This window comes from Amycolatopsis sp. NPDC049252, from assembly GCF_043197175.1.
In the GTDB taxonomy this organism is placed as follows: domain Bacteria; phylum Actinomycetota; class Actinomycetes; order Mycobacteriales; family Pseudonocardiaceae; genus Amycolatopsis.
The window spans coordinates 46,727-68,588 of record NZ_JBICSQ010000013.1; the positions used below are offsets into that span (position 1 = coordinate 46,727).

22 protein-coding genes are annotated in these 21,862 nt (G+C 71.9%); 6 read left to right on the forward strand and 16 right to left on the reverse strand.

Annotation, left to right across the window (positions count from 1 at the left end; translation table 11 throughout):
- Nucleotides 1-19: 19 nt before the first annotated feature.
- Nucleotides 20-556, reverse strand: a complete 537-nt coding sequence (locus ACGFMK_RS17650) for a CGNR zinc finger domain-containing protein (RefSeq protein WP_392763825.1) — start codon at nt 554-556, stop codon at nt 20-22.
- A gap of 104 nt (nt 557-660) precedes the next feature.
- Here ACGFMK_RS17650 and ACGFMK_RS17655 point away from each other — a divergent pair, with 104 nt between their 5' ends.
- Nucleotides 661-1,512 carry an alpha/beta fold hydrolase gene (locus ACGFMK_RS17655; protein ID WP_392763827.1) on the forward strand — a complete coding sequence of 284 codons (852 nt, stop codon included), beginning with the start codon at nt 661-663 and terminating at the stop codon, nt 1,510-1,512.
- Nucleotides 1,513-1,556: 44 nt separating this feature from the next.
- Here the strand turns inward: ACGFMK_RS17655 and galE are convergent, their stop codons facing one another.
- From galE to ACGFMK_RS17685, 6 genes are all read right to left on the reverse strand, one after another.
- A complete protein-coding gene (galE, locus tag ACGFMK_RS17660) occupies nt 1,557-2,516 on the reverse strand; it encodes a UDP-glucose 4-epimerase GalE (protein ID WP_392763830.1) in 960 nt (319 codons plus the stop codon).
- A gap of 68 nt (nt 2,517-2,584) precedes the next feature.
- Entirely contained in the window at nt 2,585-2,989 is a 405-nt protein-coding gene (locus ACGFMK_RS17665) for a hypothetical protein (protein ID WP_392763832.1), read from the reverse strand.
- The gene (locus ACGFMK_RS17670) at nt 2,989-3,807 is read right to left on the reverse strand and encodes a heavy metal-binding domain-containing protein (protein WP_392763835.1); all 819 of its coding nucleotides are present in this window, start codon (nt 3,805-3,807) and stop codon (nt 2,989-2,991) included. The genes ACGFMK_RS17665 and ACGFMK_RS17670 overlap by 1 nt, the downstream gene beginning before the upstream one ends.
- Nucleotides 3,808-3,816: 9 nt before the next feature.
- Nucleotides 3,817-4,614 (reverse strand): heavy metal-binding domain-containing protein, encoded by a 798-nt coding sequence (locus tag ACGFMK_RS17675; RefSeq protein ID WP_392763837.1) that lies wholly within the window; start codon nt 4,612-4,614, stop codon nt 3,817-3,819.
- 336 nt (nt 4,615-4,950) lie between these two features.
- Complete coding sequence (locus ACGFMK_RS17680) at nt 4,951-5,664, reverse strand: heavy metal-binding domain-containing protein (protein WP_392763839.1); 714 nt, start codon at nt 5,662-5,664, stop codon at nt 4,951-4,953.
- Nucleotides 5,665-5,666: 2 nt separating this feature from the next.
- A complete protein-coding gene (locus ACGFMK_RS17685; protein ID WP_392763842.1) occupies nt 5,667-6,692 on the reverse strand; it encodes a carbohydrate kinase family protein in 1,026 nt (341 codons plus the stop codon).
- A 117-nt stretch (nt 6,693-6,809) separates the two neighbouring features.
- Between ACGFMK_RS17685 and ACGFMK_RS17690 the strand changes: the two genes are divergently transcribed.
- Both ACGFMK_RS17690 and ACGFMK_RS17695 read left to right on the forward strand, forming a co-directional pair.
- On the forward strand, nt 6,810-7,559 hold the full coding sequence (locus ACGFMK_RS17690) for a DeoR/GlpR family DNA-binding transcription regulator (protein ID WP_392763844.1): 750 nt from the start codon (nt 6,810-6,812) through the stop codon (nt 7,557-7,559).
- Nucleotides 7,556-8,851 carry a 6-phospho-beta-glucosidase gene (locus ACGFMK_RS17695; RefSeq protein WP_392763847.1) on the forward strand — a complete coding sequence of 432 codons (1,296 nt, stop codon included), beginning with the start codon at nt 7,556-7,558 and terminating at the stop codon, nt 8,849-8,851. The genes ACGFMK_RS17690 and ACGFMK_RS17695 overlap by 4 nt, the downstream gene beginning before the upstream one ends.
- On the opposite strand, the gene ACGFMK_RS17700 is transcribed toward ACGFMK_RS17695, so the two are convergent.
- Both ACGFMK_RS17700 and ACGFMK_RS17705 read right to left on the reverse strand, forming a co-directional pair.
- Nucleotides 8,828-9,553 carry a nucleotidyltransferase domain-containing protein gene (locus ACGFMK_RS17700; protein WP_392763849.1) on the reverse strand — a complete coding sequence of 242 codons (726 nt, stop codon included), beginning with the start codon at nt 9,551-9,553 and terminating at the stop codon, nt 8,828-8,830. The genes ACGFMK_RS17695 and ACGFMK_RS17700 overlap by 24 nt on opposite strands.
- Nucleotides 9,554-9,563: 10 nt before the next feature.
- A complete protein-coding gene (locus ACGFMK_RS17705; protein WP_392764137.1) occupies nt 9,564-10,271 on the reverse strand; it encodes an SDR family NAD(P)-dependent oxidoreductase in 708 nt (235 codons plus the stop codon).
- 226 nt (nt 10,272-10,497) lie between these two features.
- Here ACGFMK_RS17705 and kstD point away from each other — a divergent pair, with 226 nt between their 5' ends.
- Nucleotides 10,498-12,225 carry a 3-oxosteroid 1-dehydrogenase gene (gene kstD / locus ACGFMK_RS17710; RefSeq protein ID WP_392763852.1) on the forward strand — a complete coding sequence of 576 codons (1,728 nt, stop codon included), beginning with the start codon at nt 10,498-10,500 and terminating at the stop codon, nt 12,223-12,225.
- Here the strand turns inward: kstD and ACGFMK_RS17715 are convergent.
- The 5 genes from ACGFMK_RS17715 to ACGFMK_RS17735 all read right to left on the reverse strand — a co-directional run bounded on the left by ACGFMK_RS17715 (nt 12,222) and on the right by ACGFMK_RS17735 (nt 18,728).
- The gene (locus tag ACGFMK_RS17715; protein WP_392763855.1) at nt 12,222-13,250 is read right to left on the reverse strand and encodes an LLM class flavin-dependent oxidoreductase; all 1,029 of its coding nucleotides are present in this window, start codon (nt 13,248-13,250) and stop codon (nt 12,222-12,224) included. The two genes, kstD and ACGFMK_RS17715, sit on opposite strands and share 4 nt — an antisense overlap.
- A gap of 37 nt (nt 13,251-13,287) precedes the next feature.
- Nucleotides 13,288-14,457 (reverse strand): Glu/Leu/Phe/Val dehydrogenase dimerization domain-containing protein, encoded by a 1,170-nt coding sequence (locus ACGFMK_RS17720; RefSeq protein WP_392763858.1) that lies wholly within the window; start codon nt 14,455-14,457, stop codon nt 13,288-13,290.
- Nucleotides 14,458-14,477: 20 nt separating this feature from the next.
- Nucleotides 14,478-15,065 (reverse strand): TetR/AcrR family transcriptional regulator, encoded by a 588-nt coding sequence (locus tag ACGFMK_RS17725; RefSeq protein ID WP_392763860.1) that lies wholly within the window; start codon nt 15,063-15,065, stop codon nt 14,478-14,480.
- 32 nt (nt 15,066-15,097) lie between these two features.
- Complete coding sequence (locus tag ACGFMK_RS17730; RefSeq protein WP_392763863.1) at nt 15,098-15,925, reverse strand: hypothetical protein; 828 nt, start codon at nt 15,923-15,925, stop codon at nt 15,098-15,100.
- Nucleotides 15,926-17,027: 1,102 nt separating this feature from the next.
- Nucleotides 17,028-18,728: a TIGR03086 family metal-binding protein gene (locus tag ACGFMK_RS17735; protein ID WP_392763866.1), complete on the reverse strand. Its 1,701-nt coding sequence runs from the start codon at nt 18,726-18,728 to the stop codon at nt 17,028-17,030.
- 87 nt (nt 18,729-18,815) lie between these two features.
- Between ACGFMK_RS17735 and ACGFMK_RS17740 the strand changes: the two genes are divergently transcribed.
- Together ACGFMK_RS17740 and ACGFMK_RS17745 are read left to right on the forward strand one after the other, a co-directional pair.
- Entirely contained in the window at nt 18,816-19,445 is a 630-nt protein-coding gene (locus tag ACGFMK_RS17740; RefSeq protein WP_392763868.1) for a TetR/AcrR family transcriptional regulator, read from the forward strand.
- A 149-nt stretch (nt 19,446-19,594) separates the two neighbouring features.
- Nucleotides 19,595-20,422 (forward strand): hypothetical protein, encoded by an 828-nt coding sequence (locus tag ACGFMK_RS17745; RefSeq protein ID WP_392763871.1) that lies wholly within the window; start codon nt 19,595-19,597, stop codon nt 20,420-20,422.
- Between the two features lie 62 nt (nt 20,423-20,484).
- Here the strand turns inward: ACGFMK_RS17745 and ACGFMK_RS17750 are convergent, their stop codons facing one another.
- Nucleotides 20,485-21,267 (reverse strand): trypsin-like serine peptidase, encoded by a 783-nt coding sequence (locus tag ACGFMK_RS17750; RefSeq protein WP_392763875.1) that lies wholly within the window; start codon nt 21,265-21,267, stop codon nt 20,485-20,487.
- Nucleotides 21,268-21,358: 91 nt separating this feature from the next.
- The gene (locus ACGFMK_RS17755) at nt 21,359-21,838 is read right to left on the reverse strand and encodes a SitI3 family protein (protein WP_392764140.1); all 480 of its coding nucleotides are present in this window, start codon (nt 21,836-21,838) and stop codon (nt 21,359-21,361) included.
- Nucleotides 21,839-21,862: the final 24 nt, after the last annotated feature.

Genomic DNA, 21,862 nt, shown 5'->3' on the forward strand with positions numbered 1-21,862 from the left:
CGTCCCTTCGTCGGCGGGCTCACACGGTACGCCGCTCGACCACCAGGCGCTGGTGCCGCGCGGCGCGGACCCGGTCGCCGCACGTCGTGGAGCACCAGCGGCGGCGGGCGTGCTCGCGGAGGAAGAACCGGACGCAGCCGTGCGCCTCGCAGGGGTGCACCAGCTGCCCGAGATCGCCGCCGACGACGTCGATCGCGTCCCGGGCCAGGGCGGCCACGGCCTCGTCGAGGCTGCCCGGCCGGGTGCTGCGCCACGCGCGCCCCGGGCCGCCGTCCCAGGTGAGCTGCGGCGCGGCGGCGTCGGCGCGGGCGGCCGCGTTCACCGTCTCGACGGCGTCGGCGGCCGGCGCCCGGCCCTCGGCCAGCGCGGCCAGCAGCTCGCGGACCGCGGCGCGGAGGTCCGTCAACGGCGTGACGTCGTCCACCGCCGTCACCCGGAACCCGTGCGCGTGGAGCCAGGTGCCGGGGTCGTCGAGGTCGTCGGCGTCGCCCACCCGCCGGGTGTTGACCAGTGCCAGCGCGAGTGAGCGTTCCTCGCCGGGTGCCGCAGTGACCACGTTCGCCTCCCGAGTCCGGGCTCCAGTTTCCCCGACCCGTTGACAGCGTACTGCGTCTCATGGATAAATAAAAAAGTATCCATGAGACGTTCGAGGGAGTGACCATGGTCGCCGTGCACCACCGCTACGCCACCGTCAACGGGCACCGGCTCTTCTACCGGGAGGCCGGACCCGCCGACGCCCCCACGATCGTGCTGCTGCACGGGTTCCCGACGAGCTCGCACATGTACCGGCACCTCATCCCGGCCCTGGCCGACCGCTACCACGTCGTCGCCCCGGACTACCTGGGCGCGGGCGCCTCCGACGCGCCGCCGGTGGGGGAGTTCACCTACACCTTCGACGCGCTGGCCGAGCTCACCCTCGGCCTGCTCGACCAGCTCGGCCTGACGGAGTTCGCGCTCTACATCCAGGACTTCGGCTCACCGGTGGGCCTGCGGATCGCCACCGCGAACCCCGGCCGCGTCACGGCGATCGTCACCCAGAACGGCAACGCCTACGTCGAGGGTCTCGGCGCCGGCCTGACGCAGAAGCTCGCCGCCGGCGCCCTGACCGAGGACGACCTGCGCGCGATGGTCACCCTCGAGGCCACGAAGGGGCAGTACCTCGACGGCTCGCCCGACCCGGAGCTGGTCAGCCCGGACGTCTGGATCCACGACCAGGCGCTGCTCGACCGGCCGGGCGCGGCGGAGATCCAGATGGCGCTGCTCGCGGACTACCACCACAACATCGGGCTGTACCCGAAGTTCCACGAGTACTTCCGCACCAGCCAGGTGCCGGTGCTGGCGGTGTGGGGCGGCAACGACGAGATCTTCGTCGCCGACGGCGCCCGCGCGTACGCCCGCGACCTGCCCGACGCGGAGATCCACCTGCTGGACGCGGGCCACTTCGCGCTGGAGACGCAGCTGGACGCCATCGCCGGGTACGTCCGCGGCTTCCTCGGCCGGGTGCTGAGCTGACGGAAATCCTTGGGGGGCAAGGTGTTCGGGTCTTGCCCCCCGCGTCAGTGGTGCTGGGTGTGGAAGGTCCAGGCGTCGGCGACGATGTCGTGCAGCGCGGGCCGGCCGGGCTGCCACCCCAGGTCCTTCCGGGCCTTCTCGCTGCTCGCGACGGTGATCACCGCGTCGCCTTCGCGTCGCGGGGCGAGCACCACCGGGATGGGGTGCCCGGTGACCTCGCGAGCCGCGTCGACGACCTGCATGTTGGTGTAACCGCTGCCGTTGCCCAGGTTGTAGATCTCGTGCCGGCCGGGCTCGATCGCCTCCAGCGCGAGAACGTGCGCCGTGGCCAGGTCCGCGACGTGGATGTAGTCCCGCACGCAGGTGCCGTCCGGGGTCGGGTAGTCGTTGCCGTACATCTGCAACCGCTCGCGCTTGCCGGCCGCGACCTGCAGCACGATGGGGATGAGGTGGCTCTCCGGGTCGTGGCGCTCACCGAGCTCGCCGACAGCGCCCGCCGCGTTGAAATAACGCAGGCTCGTCGCACCGAGGCCGAACGCCGCGGCTTCCGCGGACAACATCAGGTCGACCATGAGCTTGCTGGCCGCATAGGGATTGCGCGGTTCCACCCTGGCGGTTTCGGCGAGCTTCTCGTCGCCCTCGCCCCGGTACATCGAACCGGTCGACGAAAAGATCAGGCGCCGGACGTGCGCCGCGCGGGCCGCCTCCAGCAGGGCGAGGGAGCCGCGCACGTTGACGTCCCAGTAGAGGTCCGGCCGGGCCACGGACTCCGCGACCTCGATCCGTCCCGCGAAGTGGAGCACGCCTTCGAAGCCCGCTTCGGGAGTCAGCACCGAAGCCACGTCGTGCACGGACATCCGGTGGAACACCACGCCGTCCGGCACGCTCGCGCGGTGACCGGTCGACAGGTCGTCCAGCACCTCCACCTCGTGCCCGGATGCCTGGAGCGCTCGCGTCACGACGCTCCCGATGTAGCCCGCGCCACCCGTGACCAGCAGCTTCACCGTGAGACCCTCCTCGCTGAATGGTCCCGGCAGCCTAGCGACCCAGCGGCCCGGTCAGACGGCGAGGCTCAACCGCCGAGGAGGCGCGACAGCGCGTCTCGGGCTTTCGCGTCCTTCTCGGCCAGCGTGGTCAGCTCCTGGGCCAGCGCCGCCAGCCAGTCGTCCACCGCGGCTTCCTTGCGGCTGATCACCACGCCGCGCACGACCTGGCGGATCTCCGCCGCCACGCCGCCGTGCTTGCCCGCGCTCAGCACCAGAACCCGGTCCGGGGTGGTCACCTGGACCGCAACCACCTGCCCGTCGCGGCCCGCCACCCGGTCGGCGAACGTCTTGCGCCGCGACACCTCGACCATGCCCGGCGGGAGCGCTTCGCCCAGCGTCTCCGACAGGACCCGGTGGTACGACTCGACGTCCGCCCGGTCGGTGCGCAGCGCCGCGACCAGCAGGTGGAACTCCAGCTCCGCGCCGGCCATCAGTCGGTGAGCGGCAGCACGAGCTGCGGCTTGGCGATGTGGTGGTCGTCCCGCAACGGTTTCACCGCGGTGCCGATGGCGAAGAACTCCGTCGTGTGCCCGCCCCAGCGGTGTGGCAGCGAAAGCAGCTGCACGCCGACGATGCCCTCCGCCTCGAGCTGTTCCGCCTCGGTCTGCATCCGCGACATCGCGAGTTCGCGCGCGTCGTAGAGCGCCTCGGTGTACTGCGGGATCTCGACGTTCTGCCCGATGTTGCCCATCATCTGCCGGAACCGCTGGTGCGCGATGTGGTAGACGCAGGTGCCCATCACCATGCCCAGCGGCGCGTACCCGGCCTGCACGAGCGTCCAGAAGTCCTGCCCGGACAGGTCGGACGTGAACGGCTTCCCGGTGTTGTTGCGCCATTCCCCGGGTTCGTCGGCCTTGACCGCGGTGCCGACGGCGATGAACTCGGCGAGGTCGCTGCCGAACTCCTTGAACTCGATCTCGAGCCGGACCGCGACGATGCCGTCCGCGCCCAGCACGTCGGCCTCCGCCTCCATCCGGGACATCGCGAGCTCGCGGGCGTGGTACATCGCCTGCGAAAGCCGGTCCAGCTCCTGGTTCTTGCTCCACCGGCCCATCTGGAAGCCGACGTGGTAGATGCTCGACCCGAGCACCAGCCCGAGCGGCCGGAACCCGGCTTCGCGCACGAGCAGGAACTCGTTGACGCTCAGGTCCGAGGTGAAGAGGCTGGTCTTCTGCCCCGGGCGCATCTCGGCGAGCCGGCGCATCGCATCCTCGGGGATGTGCTGCGCGGCGGGATCCGCGGTGGTCACGAAGCCTCCTCAGGAACGGTTCAACGGCAGGATCTTGAGCGCGCTGGTCGGGGCGGCGCGCCCGGTGTGGAAGCGGGCGATCGCGGTGCCGACGACGGACGCGAGCCCGACCACCCCGATCTCCTGGACCGGCCACGCCCGCAGCCGCATGTCCGAGACGATGCCGCCGTCGGCGCCGCTGTCCCGGATCGCGCGCCCGAACTCGGCGCGGGCCGCGGCGCGGACCTCGGTCACGACCCGCGTCGGCGCGTCCACTTCGGTGTTCCCGGCCCAGGTGTTGGTCTGGTACTGCATGTTGTAGTCGAACTGCGCGCGCCCGGCGACGCCGACCGCGACGCGCACCGGCACCCAGCCGGCCTGCATCAGCTTGGCGACGTCCTGGCCGGGCAGGTCGGTGGTGAACAGCCGCCGCGGCCGCTGCTTCGTCTCGGCGCGCACGGCGGTGCCGAGCGCGACGAACTCCTGGTTCGACTCGTCGAGCGCGGTGATGGTGACGGTGATGCCGAGGACGCCGTCGGCCCCGAGCGCGGTCGCCTCCTGCGCGAGCCGGTCGAGCGCGGTGGCGTAACCCTGCCGCAGCATCCCGGACAGCAGGTTGACCTGGTCGGCGGCCCAGGTGCCGGGCCCGACCCAGCCGGCCTGCTGCACGACGCAGCCCATGACCTCGCCGACGGGGGTGAAGCCGACGACCTCCGCGCCGACGGCCCCGGGCACGCTCAGCAACGACGTCTTCAGCCCGGAGGCGGCGAACCGGTCGACCCGGGCCTGCGCCACGGGCGGCAGGCCACGACCGTCCCATTCGGGCACTGCGGACCTCCTTCGCCGGTCTCTCTCCGCCATCGTGGCACGGATCCGCGCCCGGGGCGGCGGGGCCGGGGTGATCAGTCCGGAAGGTCCCGGTTCAGCGGCCGGAACGTGAGCGAGGAGGCCGGTTCGAGGCCTTCGCGGAAGCGGCCGGTCGCCGTGCCGGTGACGGCGGCACCGCCGTCGCCGCCGGCAGGTCGGTCGGCGGCCCAGCCGCTCCGGCCGACCTGGCGCGCGACGGCGCCGGCATCCTCGGCGGGGAGTCTTCACCCGGGAGGCACTCCGCCGGCTTGCCTGGGCACCTCGAACGCGCCGATCCATCGTGGCACTGGCCCGGCGTCAGGTACGGCGGTCCAGCGGCACCACCGCCAAGGCGTCCCGGGGCGCGGGACCGTCGTCGCAGCGGGCGATCGCCGTGCCGAACACGCCGGCCACCGCCCCCGCGCCCGCCGGCCCGAGCGCCCAGGCGCTCAGCGTCGTCGCGGACACCAGGCCGCCGTCGGCCCCGGAAGCACGTACCGCCTCCAGGAACTCCGCGCGGGCCGCGGCCCGGACCCGGGTCACCAGTTCCGTCGGCGCCACGAGCTCCCGGGCCGGGCGGGCCGGCATGGCGATGTCGTCCACCGTGCCGCCGTCGACGCCGATCGCCAGCGTCACCGGCACCCAGCCCGCCGGCAGGAGCTTCGCGACGTCCGGCCCGGACAGGCTCGTCGTGAAGACCCGGGCGGGCCGCTTGCCGCCGGTCGCGCGGACGGCCGTGCCCAGCACGACGAACTCCCGCAGCGTCCGGGTGGCCCGCGTCACCGTGCACCGGATGCCGAGGACGCCGTCCGCGCCGAGGGCCCTGGCCTCCGTTCGCAGCCGGTCCAGCGCGGTGGCGTAACCGCGTCGCAGGGTGGACGCCGGATCGTCGGCGCCGGCGTGCTCGACGACGCAGCCCATCACCTCGCCGATCGGCCGCAGCCCCACCGCCTCGGCCCCGACCGCGCCCGGCACCGACAGCAGCGACGTCCGCAGCCCGGACGCCGTGTAGCGCGCGGCCCGATCCGGCACGGCTAGCCCCAGCCGTCCTCGGTGCCGAAGCCGAGCGTCACCGGACCGCGGCGGGAGGTGCCGGTCTCGGTGTCGGCGGGCAGCACCTCGTCGAGGAAGGCGTAGTCGCGGCGCCGGGTGCGCGCGTGCCACTGGGCGATCTCGTGCCAGCCCGGCGCGGCGAGCGCGCCGCCGAAGTGCTGCACCGACAGGCTCGCGGTCAGGCTCGCGAACCGCAGCCGGTCCGCCAGCGGCCAGCCGGTCAGCGTCGCGGCGACGAACCCGGCGCCGAAGACGTCGCCCGCGCCGGTGGCGTCGAGGACGTCGACCGGCAGCGCGGGCACGTCCGCCGTCTCGCCGGTGGTGCTGTCGACGGCCAGCACGCCCGCGCCGCCGCGGGTGATCACGGCGATCGGCACGAGGTCGGCGAGCGTCGACAACGCCGCTTCGGGCGTGTCCGTGCGGGTGTAGCGCATGGCTTCGATCTCGTTGGGCAGGAACGCGTGGCAGCACGCGAGCTGGTCGAGCAGCGCCCGCGACCAGGCTTCCGACGGGTCCCAGCCGACGTCGGCGAACACCAGGCTGCCGGACTGGTGGGCCGTGTGGACCCACTCGGCGGTGTCGAGCCCGATGTGCGCGACGGTCGCACGGCTCGGCGGCGGCGAGCCCGCCAGCTCCGCGACGGGCACGGGCGGCGGGTGGCCGTGGGTGATCATCGCGCGGTCGCCGGCGTAGGCGAGCGAAACGGTGACGGGGGAGTGCCACCGCGGGAACTGCTGTGACCGGGAGAGGTCGATGTGCTCCTGCCGCGAAAGCACGTCCCAGCAGTAGCGGCCGTAGACGTCGGTGCCGAACGCGGCCGCCAGCGACGTCCGCAGCCCGAGGCGGCTGAGCGCGACGGCGAAGTTCGCGATCCCGCCCGGCCCCGAGCCCATGCCGCCCGTCCACACCTCTTCGCCCGGCGCAGGCGGCTTTTCCAGCCCCGTGAAGACGAGGTCGAAGAACAGCAGACCGGACAGGAAGACGTCGACGTCGGGTTCAGCCGGCACGGGCGCCTCCCAGCACTGCGCAAGGTTGCGCACGACACTGCTTGAGTCGCGCAGGTTTTGCAAGAGCTGCGCAAACTCGTCCGTGTGATGAGCGAGTTTGACTGCTATCGTCGCCGGATGCTGCCCCAGCGCCGGCACGACCTGATCCTGCGGACCCTGCGCGCGGAGGGACCGGCCCCGGTCGGCGTGCTGGCCGAGCGGCTCGGCGTCAGCCCGGCGACGGTGCGGCGTGACCTGGGGCTTCTCGACCGCGAAGGCCGGCTGACCCGCGTCTACGGCGGCGCGGTCGCGTGCGCGGACGACGACGAGCCGTTCGCGCAGGTCGCCGCCGAGCGCGCCGACGCCAAGGAAGCCGTTGCCCGGCGCGCGGCCGCGTTGGTCGCCGACGGTGACACCGTCCTGCTCGACATCGGCACCACCGCGCACCGGCTGGCCCGGCACCTGCGCGACCGCGCGCTGACCGTGATCACCAGCAGCCTCGCCGTCTACGAGGAGCTGAAGGACGCCGAAGACGTCCAGCTCGTGCTGCTCGGCGGGGTGGTGCGCCGCAGCTACCACTCGATGGTCGGGTTCCTCACCGAGGACGCGCTGCGCCAGGTGCGGGCCGGCACCGTCTTCCTCGGCGCCAGCGGGGTCCGGTGCGACGGCCAGGTGATGGACTCGACCGTGGTCGAGGTGCCGGTGAAGCGGGCGATGGTCGCCGCGGCCGACCGCGTGGTGCTGCTCGCCGACGCCGGCAAGTTCCCGGGCACCGGGCTGGCCAAGGTCTGCGGGCCGGACGCGCTCGACGTCGTCGTGACCAGCGCCGGAGCCGACGAAACCACCTGTGCGGCCCTGGGTGAGGCCGGCGTCGAGGTGCTGCGGTGAGGCTGGCGCTGCTCGGCGGCGGCGGGTTCCGCGTACCGCTGGTGCACGGCGCGCTGCCGGCCGGGGGCGACGTCACCGAGCTGGTCCTGCACGACGTCGACGCCGGGCGCCTCGCCGCGATCGAACGGGTCCTCGCCGAGCAGGCCCGCGGCGTGGCCGGCGCGCCGCGGGTGCGGACCACGACGGACCTGCGCGACGCACTGTCCGATGTGGACTTCGTGTTCTCCGCGATCCGGGTCGGCGGGCTGCGCGGGCGCCGGCTCGACGAGCAGGTCGCGGCCGCGGAAGGCGTGCTGGGGCAGGAAACCGTGGGCGCGGGCGGGATCGCGTACGGGCTGCGGACGGTCCCCGTCGCCGTCGCGCTCGCCCGGACGATCGCCGAGGTGGCGCCGCGCGCGTGGGTCATCAACTTCACCAACCCGGCCGGGATGGTGACCGAGGCGATGGCCGGGGTGCTCGGCGAGCGCGTGATCGGCATCTGCGACTCGCCGGTCGGGCTGTGCCGCCGCGTGGCGCGCGCCCTCGGCGTCGACCCGGCGGACGCGCGGTTCGACTACGCCGGGCTGAACCACCTCGGCTGGCTGCGGGCCGTGCACGTCGGCGGCGAGGACGTCCTGCCGCGCCTGCTGTCCGATGTGGACGGGCTGGAGTCGTTCGAGGAGGGCCAGCTCTTCGGCGCGGACTGGCTGCGCGCGCTGGGCGCCGTGCCGAACGAGTACCTGCACTATTACTACTTCGCGCGGGAGGCCCTCGGTGCGGATTCCCGCGGGGCCTTCCTGCAGGAGCAGCAACGCTCGTTCTACGCGGAACCGTCACTGGCGTCGTGGGAGCGCACGCGCTTGGAGCGCGAAGCGACGTACATGGCCGAGACGCGTGAAGGCGAGCGCGAGGATCTCGAGGGCGGCGGCTACGAGAAGGTCGCGCTGGCGTTGATGCGGGCCCTCGCGCGCGGCGAGCGTACAACGCTGATCCTCAACGTCCGCAACGGATCCGCGCTGCCGGGCGTCCCGGCGGACGCGGTCGTCGAGGTGCCGTGCGTGGTCGGCGCCGACGGCGCGCACCCGCTCGGCGCCGGGCCGCTCCCGGACCACGCACTGGGGCTGGTGACGTCGGTGAAGGCCGTCGAGCGGGCGGCGATCGAAGCGGCGGCGACGGGTTCACGGGAAGCGGCGCTGCGGGCGTTCGCCCTGCACCCGCTGGTCGACTCGGTGTCCGTGGCGCACCGGCTGCTCGACGGGTACGTCGCCGCGCACCCGGAACTCGCGTACCTAGGACGTCAACGCGCGCAGTAGCGGGGCCAGGCGTCCGGCCAGTTCGGCGTCGACCCGTTCGATCTCGGCGACCAGGAGTTCGGTGACAGCCCGGAACGCCCGCGCGAGGTCTTCGAGTCCGCGCGGGAGGGTCGTCTCGAACTCCGCCAGGATCGCGGCGGGCAGTTGGTCGAGGCCGCGGCCCTCGCCCGCGGGCAGGTCGTGCCGAATGCAGGCCAGCGCCAGGGCGTGATCGCGAATCCGGCCGACCATGTACTCGGCCTGCCAGCCGCGGCCGCGGTGGAGGCTCGACCGCGCGTGCAGGGCGTGCAGCCACGCCAGGTCGACCAGCCGCCGTGCGTCGGTCGGCGCTGCCTGCTCGCGCTCGTTCGCGGTGCCGAAGAGCAGCCGGAACTTGGGTGAGGTCGCGCCGAAATCCGCTTCGGGCCAGAAGGACAGGTCGACCTGGAGGGTGTTCTCCAGCAGGAACACGCGGTACACGGTCCGTTCGAACACGACGTCCATGTGGTGGCGCGCACCGTGTTCGCGGTACATCAGCGTGGTGAAGTCCGCGAGCACCGGCTCGGGCGCGGTCGTCCTGAAGGCGAGGTCGATGTCCGACCAGGCGTCCTCGGCGTCGAGCGCGGCCGAACCGGTGAGCGCGGCCCCGGTGACGCGGTCGTCCGCACGGGCGGCCTCGATCAGCTTGTCCCGCAAGCGGTTCCGTTCCCCAGAGGTGTACATGATCGCCAGGCTAGGCGACGAGCGCGTTGAACTCCGCTTCGGCCTCGTCGCGCTCGGTGTACAGGGCCCACGCGCGTTCGGCGATGTCGTCGGGATCCAGCGTGCCCGGCATGGACTCGGGCGCCTGCGCGGTGAACATGCGGTGGATGTCGCCGCGCTCGATGACGCCGCCGATGGTGAGCGTGCCGGCGTAGACACCCTTGCCGCGCAACGCGGCGTTGAGAGTCAGGACGTACATGCGCAGCGCCGCGGCCGCCGGGGCGAAGCTGCCGAGCAGCGGGATCGGGTACTTGCCGCTGATGCCGCCGGCGAACAGGAGTGAGCCCGCACCGCGCTCCAGCATCCGCGGCAGCACCGCCTGGGTCAGCTGCGCGGCCGGGAGCACGATCGACTCGAACGGCACGCGCAGGTTCCCGGCCCCGGCTTCGGTCAGCGGGGCGATGGCCGTGCCGACGCCGAGGTCGGCCGGGCCGAAGTAGACGGTGTCGAGCTCGCCCGCGTCGGCCGTGATGCGCGCGAGGACGGCGCGGACCTGGGCTTCGTCGGTGACGTCGGCGGTGTAGGTGTGTGCGGTGACGCCGGCTTCGGCGAGCGAAGCGCGGTAGGTCGCGTGCCGCGTGCCGGAGCGCGAGACCAGCGCCGTCGTGAAGCCTTCGCGGCCGAACCGGTGCGCGATCGACAGGCCGAGCCCGGGACCGGCACCCAGGACGGCGAGCACTTTCGCCAAGAGAACCTCCTCGAAGAGAAACTTGAGACTGTCCTCAAGTTAGTCAGAAGATGAGGGTCTCGTCAACTTAGGTGTCCGTGCGCCGAATGCCGTCACCGGTTGGCGCCACCGGTCCATTCCGGAGGGTGCGGGCTGCTCCAAGCGGGTAGAACATGTTCCAGTTTTCTGCCGGTGCCGACACCATGACCTTCGCCGTTCCGCGAGCGAGGAGTGCGCCATGGAAACCGACCTGACCCGCCGCCAGATCCTGCGCGGCACCGCGGCGGGCGTGGGCTTCGCCGTCACGTCCGGGCTGACGTCTTCCGCAAGTGCGGCAACGCTGCTGGGCGAGTACGACGTCGTCGTGGTCGGTTCCGGCGCCGCCGGGATGACCGCCGCGCTGACCGCGGCCAAGCGCGGGCTGAGTGTCGTCGTGGTCGAGAAGGCGCCGACGTTCGGCGGCTCCGCCGCCCGCTCCGGCGCGGGCATCTGGATCCCGAACAACCCCGTGCTGCTCGCCGCCGGCGTGCCGGACACCCCGGCGAAGGCCGCGCAGTACCTCGCCGCCGTCGTCGGCCCGGACGTCCCGGCCGCGCGCCAGGAAGCGTTCCTGCGCAACGGACCCGCGATGATCGCGTCCGTCATGGCCAACAGCCCGCTGCGGTTCCGCTGGATGGAGGGCTACAGCGACTACTACCCGGAACTGCCGGGCGGCCTGCCCAACGGGCGGTCCATCGAACCCGACCAGTTCGACGGGAACCTGCTCGGCGCCGAGCTGGCGAACCTGAACCCGGCCTACCTCGCGACCCCGCCGGGGCTCGTCGTGTTCAGCGCCGACTACAAGTGGCTGAACCTCGCCGCGGTGAACGCCAAGGGCGCCGCCGTCGCCGCCACCTGTCTCGCGCGGGGGACGGCCGCCGCGCTCGCCGGGCAGAAGCCGCTCACCATGGGACAGGCGCTCGCCGCCGGGCTCCGGGCCGGGTTGCTCGCCGCCAACGTCCCGGTGCTGCTGAACACCCCGCTCACCGACCTGAACGTCGAAAACGGCGCGGTCACCGGGATTCTGGTGCCGCAGGGGCTGATCCGCGCGCGGCGCGGCGTGATCGTCGGCTCGGGCGGGTTCGAGCACAACGCGGCCATGCGCGCGCAGTACCAGCGCCAGCCGATCGGCACGGCCTGGACGGTCGGCGCGAAGGAGAACACCGGTGACGGCCACCTCGCGGGCCAGCGCGCCGGCGCCGCGCTCGACCTGATGGACGACGCCTGGTGGGGCCCGGCCATCCCGACGCCGGGCGACCCGTACTTCTGCCTGGCCGAGCGGACCCTTCCGGGCGGCCTGATCGTCAACCAGGCCGGGCAGCGGTTCGTCAACGAGGCCGCGCCCTACAGCGACGTCGTGCACACGATGTACGACAAGAACCCGTCGGCGCCGGACATCCCCGCGTGGCTCATCGTCGACCAGAATTACCGGGACAAGTACCTGTTCCGCGACATCCTGCCGCTCCTGCCGTTCCCGGACGCCTGGTACAGCGCGGGTGCGGTCTTCAAGGCGTCGAGCATCCCGGCGCTCGGCTCGGCGATCGGCGTGCCGCCGGCCGCGCTGACGTCCACGGTGAACCGGTTCAACGGCTTCGCGTTCGCCGGGGTCGACCGCGATTTCCGGCGCGGCGCCAGCGCGTACGACCACTACTACACGGATCCGCTGGTACTGCCCAGCTCCTGCCTCGCGCCGCTGTGGGCCCCGCCGTTCTACGCGCTCAAGCTCGTCCCCGGCGACCTCGGCACGAAGGGCGGCATGCGCACCGACGCCCGGGCGCGCGTGCTGCGCCCGGACGGCTCGGTCATCCCCGGCCTCTACGCGGCGGGCAACGCCAGCGCGGCCGTGATGGGGCACAGCTACGCGGGCGCGGGCTCGACCATCGGACCGGCGATGACGTTCGGCTACATCGCCGCGAACGACGTCTAGAACTCCTTGTCCACCAGCGGTTTGACCTCGGTGCCGAGCAATTCGATGGCCTTCATGACGTCCTGGTGCGGCACGCCGGACCAGTCCATCTGCAGGGCGTACCGCTCGGCGCCGGTGAGCTGGCCGACGGAGATCAGCCGGTCGGCGATCTCCTGCGGGCTGCCGACGAACAGGGCCTGCGCGTCGCGCGTGTAGGTGTCGTACTCGGCTCGGGTCGGGACGGCCCAGCCGCGGGCCTTCGCGCCGTACTTCATCGTCTCGAGCCAGTACGGGTAGAAGGTCTCCTTGGCGTCCTGCGACTTCGGCGCGATGAGGCCGATGGCGCTCATCGTGACGTGCAGGTCTTCGGGCTGGTGCTCGCCCGCTTCGCCGGCCCGGCGGTACAGGTCGACCAGCGGCGCGAACCGCTCCGGGCGGCCGCCGATCACGGCGTAGACCACGGGCAGGCCGAGCAGGCCCGCGCGGATCGACGACTCGGGGTTGCCGCCGGTGCCGACCGAGATCCGCAGCCGCCTGCCGTACGGGCGGGGGAGGATCCGCACGTTGTCGAGCGGCGGCCGGAACTTGCCGGACCAGGTGAGCGGGTCCTCGCGGTCGATCCGCAGGAGCAGCGCGAGCTTCTCCTCGAACAGCTCGTCGTAGTCGCCGAGGTCGTTGCCGAACAGCGGGAACGACTCGGTGAACGACCCGCGCCCGGCGAGCAGTTCGGCGCGGCCGTGGCTGAGCTGGTCGAGGGTCGTGAACTGCTGGTAGACGCGGACGGGGTCCTCGGTGCTCAGCACGGTGACGGCGGAGCTGAGGGTGATCTGGTCCGTGACGCTCGCGGCCGCGGCCAGCACCGTGCCGGGGCTCGAGATGGCGTACTGGTCGAGGTGGTGTTCGCCGAGGCCGTAGAAGGACAGGCCCAGCTCGTCGGCCAGCTTGATCCGCTCGAGCGTGTTGGCCAGCTGCTGGGCCACGGAGAGCTGTGCACCGGTGCGGGGGTCCGGCGGCCGGTCGCCGAAGCTGTAGATGCCGAGTTTCATAGAGCGTTCAACTATCTCCGGGGTCGATTCGTTCCCGTCACCCGAACCGGGCCTGGATGGCCTCGAGGTTCTTCTCCGACAGGGCCAGCGCGGCGGCGCGCAGACCGAGGCCGTCGAGCTCCGCCCGCTCGAACATGCCGGTCACCAGCTCGCGCATCCGGGTGCGGACCTTCCCGAAGGCCTCGCCGGCGTCCGCGCCGACGTCGCCGAAGAGCGTCCACCACCACCAGGAGTTGGTCGCCGAGTTGGCCACGAAGTCCGGGACGACGCGGATGCCGCGCGCGGCGAGCAGCTCCTCGGCCTCCGCGGTCACCGGCATGTTCGCCGCCTCGACGACGAGCTTCGCGCCGATCCGGACCTGGTTGTCGGCGTCGACGCAGTAGGAGACGGCTGCGGGTACCAGCACCTCGGCCGGCACGTCCAGCCACGCTTCCGGCGGCAGCAGCTCGTCACCGGGTTTCAGGTGGTCGCGGTCGATGCCGCCGAACCGGTCGCGGTGCCGGAGCAGGTTCTCGACGTCCAGGCCGCCCGGGTTCGTGACGACGCCGCGGACGTCCGAGACGCCGACCACCTGCAGCCCGGCCTCGGCGAGGAACCGCGCGGTGGCGCCGCCCATCGAGCCGAACCCCTGCACGACGACCCGGTTCGGGCCGTCGAGTCCGAGCAGCTCCAGGGCGGTGAGCGCGGCCTGCGCGACGCCGAGGCCGCCGACCAGCTCGTCGAGCCCCAGCCCGCCGACCTCGATCCGGAACGCGTCGGCGAGCCGGGCGGTCGCCGCCTCCCGGTCTTCGAGCAGCGGGTAGACCGCCTGCACCGAGCTGAGCAGGCCGATTTCGGTGAGCACGCCGTCGATGACGTCCTGCCGCAGCCCCAGGTCCTCGCCCATGGTCCAGTAGCGCTCGATCAGCGGCCGCATGGCGTGCAGGTAGCGCGCGACGACATCGCGGGCGCGGTCGTCGTACGGGTCGAAGTCGATGCCGCCCTTGGCGCCGCCGAGCGGGACGTACCGGCCGCGTGGGTCGTAGTTCAGGCCCTCCTTGAGGGTCATGCCCCGGGCCAGGCCGCGGACCTCGAAGAGCGTGCAGCCGCGGCGCATCCGCAGCCCGCCGCTGGCCACGCCGCGGACGAGGCGATCGATCACCAGGTAACCCCGGCACCCGGTGACGGGGTCGGTCCACGCCACCTCGAGCAAGCCCGGCTCGGTCATCGCACCTCCTGATCGGTGAGTCAGTAGCAGCCCAGTTCGTGGGTCATCGCCTGCTCGACCCAGCCGGCGCAGTCCGCCGCGCTGACCGTGCCTTCGCGCGCGACGACCTGCACCGCGAGCCCGTCGAGCAGCGCGGTCAGCCGCCAGGCGGCGCCGTGCGGGTCCGGGCACCGGAACTCGCCGGCCCCGACCCCCTCGGCGATCAGCGCGACGACGGCGTCCCGCCACCGCAGGTCCAGCCGCTGCAGGACGGCGCGCAGCTGGGTGTCCCGCATCGCCGCGGCGCTCGCCTCGATCCACAGCGTCCAGCCGTGGGCGGGTTCGCTGGGGCCGTAGAGCGCCAGGACGGCCCGCAGTCGTTCGCCGACCGGGCCGCCGCGGTCGAGCTCGGCGCGCAGGACCGCGAGGTTGTTCTCGGCGGCCTGCCGGAAGGCCTCGATGATGAGGGTTTCGAGCGTGCCGAAGTGGTAGAAGATCAGGGCCGTGCTGACGTCGAGCGCTTTGGCGACGTCAGCCGCCCGCACCCCGGCGATGCCCCGGGCCCGGACCTGTTCGAGCGCGGCGAGGACGATCTCCTCCCGCCGCACCGACACCGCCTTCCGCGCCATGCGGCTCACCGTACCGTCTGCTGACTCTTCAGTCAGTAACGCAGTTCCGTGACCAGCGTCCGCAGCCACGATTCGGCCATCGCGGGCTCCCGGGTGACGGTCCGGACGAGCTGCTCCCGGGTCCCGGCCTGCCGCCCGGCGTCGACCAGCGCGAACGCCTCGGCCAGGGCGCTGCGGGTGGCCTTCCCGCGGTCGGGGGTCCGGACGCTCTCGTCGGTCCACCGCTGCCGCGGGAACGACGGCGTGAGCTTCGGCTGGTGGTCGCCGAAGTAGTACCAGACGTCGCGGTCGAGGGAAACGTTCCGGACCGCGGCCGCGGGCAGTTCGGCCGGCCAGCCCGCGTCGTCGCGCCACCGCCAGGACAGCCGGCGGGGCGTGACGCCGAGGAACCGCAGCTTCCGCCGGATCACCGTCCAGGCCTCCCGGTCTTCGACGATCCACCGGCGCAGCTGCAGGTACAGCTCGGTGAAGGTCTCGCCTTCGTGCACGAGGTCGACGAACACGGTGGGCCGCGTCCCCCGCGCCAGCCGGTGCGGAGTGATCCCGGCGGCCGCGAGGTGTTCCCGCAACAGAGCGGTGTCGTGGTCGGTGAAGTTCCGCCGCGGTTTCAGGGACATCGGCAGCTGGTGGACGCGGTCGTGCCAGGAGGTGCGTTCGAGGGCCCCGCCGAGGAGGTCGTGCATGCTGTCGAGCGAGCGGCCGACGAAGTGCAGCTCGCCGTTCCCGGAGCGGGCCAGGACTTTGGCGGTGGCCTCGGTGAGCGCGGTCAGGAACCAGAGGCGAGGTTCTTTGGTGTCGTCGAGGAGCGTCCCGACCTGGTCGGGACGCACGAGGTCCCAACGGAAGGGCCGGTTCGTCATGAGTTGAGGTTAGGATCGCGGTTCCCTGCGAGGCAACGGATTTTCTGGGTTTCCCGGGTGAGTCCGTTGTGGATAGTTCTGTGGAAGGCTTCCGGCGGGCTGAGGTGCTTTCGGGCCGGGCCTCTGGCGCTTTTGGTCGGTGGATATCGAACACCCGCGCCGGGGTGAAGTCGGTCGTCGGTAAAGGGCACGTGCTGCACGGTTGTGGAGTTGCTGCGGTGAGCTGGTTTTGGCCGCGGGTTGCGGTGAGGGGCGGGGTTGAGGCTGTTTGCCGGCTGGTGCTGATTTGGGTACCTCCGTCGCCGGGGTGAGTCGGTTGTGGCGAAGGAAGGTGCCGCACGGTTGTGGAGTTTGCTGCGGTGATGTGGTTTGGTCGCGCGCTGCGGCGATGGGGTGGGTTTGGGGCTGTTGCGGATTGGCGCTGATTTGGTTACATCCGTCGCCGGGGTGATGTCGGTCGCGGCGAAGGAAGGTGCCGCACGGTTGTGGGTTTGCTGCGGTGAGCTGGTTTGGCTGCGCGTTGCGGTGAGGGGCGGGGTTGAGGTTGTTCGCCGGTTGGTGCGGATTGGGTCCCTCTGGCGCTGGGGTGAAGGCGGTTCTCGGTGATGGGCACGTGCCGCATGGTTGTGGAGTTCGCTGTGGTGATGTGGTTTTGGCCGCGCGCTACGGCGATGGGGTGGGCTTGGGGCTGTTGCGGGTTGGCGTCGATCTTGGGTACAGCCGGCACCCGGGTGTGGTCGGTCGCTGGCGAAGGGAAGCACCGCGCAGCTGTGGAGTCGCTGCGGCGAGTGGTTCGGCCCCGGGTGCCGTGAGAGGTGAGCTGAGGCGGTCCGAGGATCGGTGCTGATCTTGGGTGCGTCCGGCGCCGGGCAGTTGGCAGGTCGATGTCGAACTCGGGTCACCCCGGCGCCGGGGTGAAGGGAACCTCCCACACCGCGGTGGAGGTTCGCCGCGAAGAGTGGGTTCGGGCTGGCCTCGACCGAAAGCAGGGACTCGGTCTGGTGCGGGTCGTGGTCGAGCGGGGTTGGGCTGGCGGAAGCGGGTTACCGGGTTTGTCTTGCCCCGCAAGGACTCCGGGGCTCGCCGTGGCGGAGGGGCGGGTTCAGGCTGTCCAGTGCGGGTCGCGGCCCAGGTAGCGCAGCAGCGTCGATACCGCGTCGTCCGCTGCGTTGGCGGGTAGGGCTGGGGCGTACGCGAAGCCTCGCAACGGCTCCGCCAGTTCCTTGGCCACCGGCAGCAACGCCGCCGCCAGGTCCGGGGTCAGGGGCGAGCGCGCGCCCGTTGCCGTGGCGATGTCCCACGCGTGGACCGCCGCGTCCAGGGCGGCCGCGCCGACCGCCACCTGGGCCGGCAACGCGCCCTGGGGGAGGGGGGTCGGGACCGCGGCGGTGTCCGGGGTCACCGTGGCGAACGCGGCCTTCGCCGCCGCCAGCTTGGGCTCCAGGAAGTCGCTCGCCGGGACCGTGAGGGTGCCCGACGGGGCGAACGGGTTGAAGTCCGGGCCCGGCTCGCCCGTGATGGACGCCGCGTAGCCCAGCTGGTCAGCCGCCGCGTGCTGGAAGACCTGCGTGACGTTCCAGTCCGCGCACGGTGTCGGCGCCGACCAGTCCTCGATTCCCGCGACGGCCGAGCGCAGCGCGGCGTGGGCCTGCTCCAGGACCGGCCAGGTGCGGGACAGGTCGGCGAAGAACCGCCGGATGTCGGCAACCAGGACGTCGGGCGCTTCGTGCGCCGCGTAGTGTCCGGCCGCGTCACGCGGACCTCCGCTACCACTGCCGGCGTCGTAGGCGTTCCAGCTGACGATGTTCGCGTGGTCGCGCTCGGCGAACCGGCGGATCGACTGGAAGTCGCCCTTGAACATCGCCAGGGCCGTCGGGACCGTGGTCGGCTCCGCGGCGTGCGACGTCGCGTGCGCGTCTTCGTAGTAGAAGCGGATCGACGAGCCGCCCGTGCCCGTCAGCCAGTACAGCGCGACGTTCGCCAGGACGAAGTCCGCGTCGAGATGTTCGCCGAACAGCTGCGCGTTCCACGCCAGCAGCCCCAGCGGTGAGTCGGCGAGCGCGAACGCCAGCGTGTGCGGCTGCTGGCTGTGCAGCTGGTTGAAGGAGAACATGTTGTCGTAGAACCACTGCAGATGCGCCAGCCCGGCCTGGTCGGCCTCGCTCAGGCCGGCCATTTCCGCCGGGTCGCCCGACGGGAACGAGAACAGCTGCGTGACGTGCACGCCGACGACCTTCTCCGGCGCCAGCCGGCCGATCTCCGGCGAGATCATCGAACCGGCGTCGTTGCCCGCCGCGCCGTACGACTCGTACCCCAGGCGGCTCATCAGCTCGGCCCACGCCGCCGCGGTGCGGTGCGTGCCCCAGCCCGCGGACTTGACCGGGCCCGAAAAGCCGAAGCCCGGCAGCGACGGGATCACCAGGTGGAACGCCGGCGCCGCGGGCGACTCCGGTTCGGTCAGCGGGCCGATGACGTCGAGGTACTCGGCGACCGACCCCGGCCAGCCGTGCGTCAGCAGCAGCGGGGTCGCGTCCGCGCGGGACGAGCGGACGTGCAGGAAGTGGATCGTCTCGCCGTCGATTTCCGTGCGGAACTGCGGGTGCGCGTTGAGCCGCGCCTCGAAGGCCCGCCAGTCGAACTTCTCCAGCCAGTACTCGGCCAGCGTGCGGACCCGCTCGTTCGTGACGCCGTACCCGGCGGGCAGGTCGTCCGGCCAGAGGGCGCGCTGGAGCCGCGCTCGCAGGTCGTCCAGGGCGGACTGCGGGACCTCGGCGCGGAACGGGCGAAGGGCGGGGACCGGCATGGCTACTCCTCGAGAACGTTGGAACGGAATGCTTCGTTCCGAACTGTAGCAGAGCGGAACGATCCGTTCCAGTGCTACCCTCGGTTCATGAGCGAGACCGCCCTGCCCGGCCGCCGCGGCCAGGCCGCCCGCAACGACGTCGTGATCCTCGACGCCGCCCGCGACGTCTTCCTGCTGGACCCGAAGGCCCCGATCTCGGCCGTCGCCGAGCGGGCCGGCGTCGGGATCAGCGCCCTCTACCGGCGGTACCCGAGCAAGGAGTTCCTGCTCTGTCGGCTCTGCCACGACGGTCTCCGCCGGTTCATCGCCGAAGCCGAGGCCTCGGTCGAAGAGCCGGACCCCTGGGCGGCCCTCACCGGCTTCCTCGGCCGGGTCGTCGAGGCCGACGTGCACTCGCTGACCGTCCACCTCGCGGGCACGTTCACCCCGACGGACGAGATGGGCGCGGACGCCCGCCGCGCGAACGAGCTCGCCGCGGGGCTCGTCGCCCGTGCGCACGAGAGCGGGCGCCTGCGCCGCGACGCCGTCACCGAGGACGTCGGGATGATCCTCGAGTGCTGCGCGGCGATCCGCGTCGAGGACCCGGCGCGGACCAGTGAGCTGCGGCGGCGGTACCTCGCCATGCTCGTCGAAGGGCTGGAGTCGGGTGACGGCCCGGATCTGCCGGGTCCACCGCCGCGCCCGGGTGAGATGAACGGCCGCTGGCGTCCGTCCTGACGGCGGTGCCGGGGCGCCGCCGGATGGCGGTAACGAATTCCGGGGACGCGACGACTGAACAGCAGCATTGTCAGAGCGGCATTCCTCGACGGAACGGCGAGAACACCACTATGCGAAGAAGCTGGCGACGGACAACGATTCTGTCTTCGGTGGCCGCACTGGCCACCGCGTTCATCGCGGTGGCGCCCGCCGCGAACGCGGCACCGCCCACCAGTTCTGTCGATGTCAGCCCGACAACGGTGCTGCCGGGACAGACATTCACCGTCTCGGAAACGGTTTACAACCCCGAAGATTTCACGGTGACATTCGCGAAGGCGGCCATTTACGGCTCGCCCACCCCGATCACCGACATCGCGGATCTCGTGTCCTGCACCGGCGTGACGGACCTCGGCTGCTTCCAGGCCGGCAGCAGCTACCGCGCGCCGTTCGGCGACCTCGAGGCGGGCGGCACCCGGACCGCGGTGTTCACGCTGCGCGTCAAGGACACCGCCGCGCCGGGCTCGTTCACGCTGCAGCACCAGTTCGTCGGCGACAACTTCGCGTTCGAGACCCTCGACGGGCCGGTCGTCACCATCGGCAACCCGGCGACCAACGCCGACGTCAAGGTCGCACTCGCCGCGACCGGCCACGGCGGCCTCAACGCGCGCATCGACTACACGCTGACCGTGACGAACACCGGCCCGTCGGCCGCGTCCGGGATCCGGGTCGTGGCAACGTATGCGTCGGGTCTCTCGTACGCCAGCTCGACCGGCTGTGCCCACGTCGGCACCACCCGGACGCTGAACTGTGACGTCGCGTCGCTGGCTTCCGGCGCGTCGACCACGGCGAAGTTCTCGGTCAACGGCGGCCTGCTCGCCCTCGGCTCGTACACCACGACGGTGCAGAAGACCACGAGCTCGCCGGCGGATCCGACCAGCGCCAACGACAGCGCGTCGAAGACGTGCTCGGCGCTCACCGGGCTCATCGTGACCTGCTGAGGGTTCACGAGGGGTCGACCCGGGCTCGCGTCCTCCGCCAGGGACGCGGGCCCGGTTCGCGTTCAGCCGGTGGCCGAGGCGTAAAGCTTCTGGATGTCGTCGTCGAAATAGGGGCTGTAGGAGACGTCCGGGGTGTCGCCGCCGAGCTGGTAACCGCCGATCACCCCGATGACCACGCCATTCGTGACCCACGGCCCGCCACTGGTGCCGTCCGGGAAACCGGGGCACGCGACGCGTTGCTGATAAGTGTCCGAACGGGTTGTCCGCCCGCTGCAGACGACCGGGGAATCGGTCGTGTCGGGGTAACCCGTAAGAGTGATTTCGTGGTCGAATCCCTGAGCGATTCCCAGGGTGTTCGCGCCGGTCAGGCTTTCCAGTGAAGCCGCGTTTCCCGGTTGCGAAACGGTGAGGAACGCGAAGTCGAGATCCGGATCGGCGGACGAGGTCCAGCCGTCCGCGACAGCCACGCCCGTCACGGTCCACGTTCCGAGCGGCGCGACACCGTCGTGGTAGCCGGGCGCGAAGGTCATCCCGTCCTTGACGCAGTGCGCGGCGGTCAGGACGAGGTCGCCGGCGTCGGAGTGCACGACGCTGGCGCTGCAGAAGTGGCTCCCGTTCGCGAACAACGCACCGACCGGATCCGGCGCCGAGCGCGGGGCCGGAGTCGGGGTGGCCGACGTGGCCGGTGCGGTCGACGTGGCCGGCGTGGTCTGCTTGGTCGCGACCGGTGCGCTCGCGGCGTAGGCGTCGTCGGCGGTCGAGTTCGCGCCGACGGCCACGCCGGTCCCGAGGACCAGCAACGACGCGCCCGCGAGGACCGCGGTCCGGAGAAACTTGTTCGCCACCGATCCAGATCACCACAGCGGCGGCGGGTCGGCATCTCGCCGGGACCGATCCACAGCGTTCTCACAGCGGTTCACACCGGGGACCCAGGATTCAGTCCCCGGCGAACGTCTGGGTGGCGCGGCGGTAGAGCTGCGGTAGCGCGGCCAGGCGGCGCGGTGGCCAGATGTCGTCCTGCTCGTTCACGGTGAGGTCGCTGTTGCGGCGCAGGAGCCAGATGGTGTCCATTCCGGACAGCAGGGCGTCGCCGGGAACGTCCTTCAGCAGGCCGGCCACCAGACGGATCATGTCGTCCTGCTGCTCGGCGATCTTGTCGTGCTTGTAGAGACTGAATCCGGCCGCGACGGTCGGGGTGATGCCGAGCTCGGTGACCACCGGCGCCCAGGCCGCGGGATGGCGTTCGTAGACCCGGATCCAGGTGCGCAGTTGGGTGACCGCGCCGTCCTGACGGATCTGCTCCGGGGTGACCGGCGCGTCGAACAACTGCTCGCGACGCGCCACGTCGAGCAGCCGACGAGCGACCCGCTCCGGCGACAGCGCGGTCGCCAGCTCGAGATCGTAGGCAATGGCCATCCGGAGAAGTCCTCGCTCAGAAAT

What these genes read in the sequence shown, in the direction of transcription:
- ACGFMK_RS17740 (WP_392763868.1), top strand. Translation starts at nt 18,816, where the DNA reads ATGAGCGAGACCGCCCTGCCCGGCCGCCGCGGCCAGGCCGCCCGCAAC.
- ACGFMK_RS17715 (WP_392763855.1), bottom strand. Translation starts at nt 13,250, where the DNA reads ATGAAACTCGGCATCTACAGCTTCGGCGACCGGCCGCCGGACCCCCGC.
- ACGFMK_RS17655 (WP_392763827.1), top strand. Translation starts at nt 661, where the DNA reads ATGGTCGCCGTGCACCACCGCTACGCCACCGTCAACGGGCACCGGCTC.
- ACGFMK_RS17720 (WP_392763858.1), bottom strand. Translation starts at nt 14,457, where the DNA reads ATGACCGAGCCGGGCTTGCTCGAGGTGGCGTGGACCGACCCCGTCACC.
- kstD (WP_392763852.1), top strand. Translation starts at nt 10,498, where the DNA reads ATGGAAACCGACCTGACCCGCCGCCAGATCCTGCGCGGCACCGCGGCG.
- ACGFMK_RS17735 (WP_392763866.1), bottom strand. Translation starts at nt 18,728, where the DNA reads ATGCCGGTCCCCGCCCTTCGCCCGTTCCGCGCCGAGGTCCCGCAGTCC.
- ACGFMK_RS17725 (WP_392763860.1), bottom strand. Translation starts at nt 15,065, where the DNA reads ATGGCGCGGAAGGCGGTGTCGGTGCGGCGGGAGGAGATCGTCCTCGCC.
- ACGFMK_RS17730 (WP_392763863.1), bottom strand. Translation starts at nt 15,925, where the DNA reads ATGACGAACCGGCCCTTCCGTTGGGACCTCGTGCGTCCCGACCAGGTC.
- ACGFMK_RS17700 (WP_392763849.1), bottom strand. Translation starts at nt 9,553, where the DNA reads ATGTACACCTCTGGGGAACGGAACCGCTTGCGGGACAAGCTGATCGAG.
- ACGFMK_RS17665 (WP_392763832.1), bottom strand. Translation starts at nt 2,989, where the DNA reads ATGGCCGGCGCGGAGCTGGAGTTCCACCTGCTGGTCGCGGCGCTGCGC.
- ACGFMK_RS17690 (WP_392763844.1), top strand. Translation starts at nt 6,810, where the DNA reads ATGCTGCCCCAGCGCCGGCACGACCTGATCCTGCGGACCCTGCGCGCG.
- ACGFMK_RS17755 (WP_392764140.1), bottom strand. Translation starts at nt 21,838, where the DNA reads ATGGCCATTGCCTACGATCTCGAGCTGGCGACCGCGCTGTCGCCGGAG.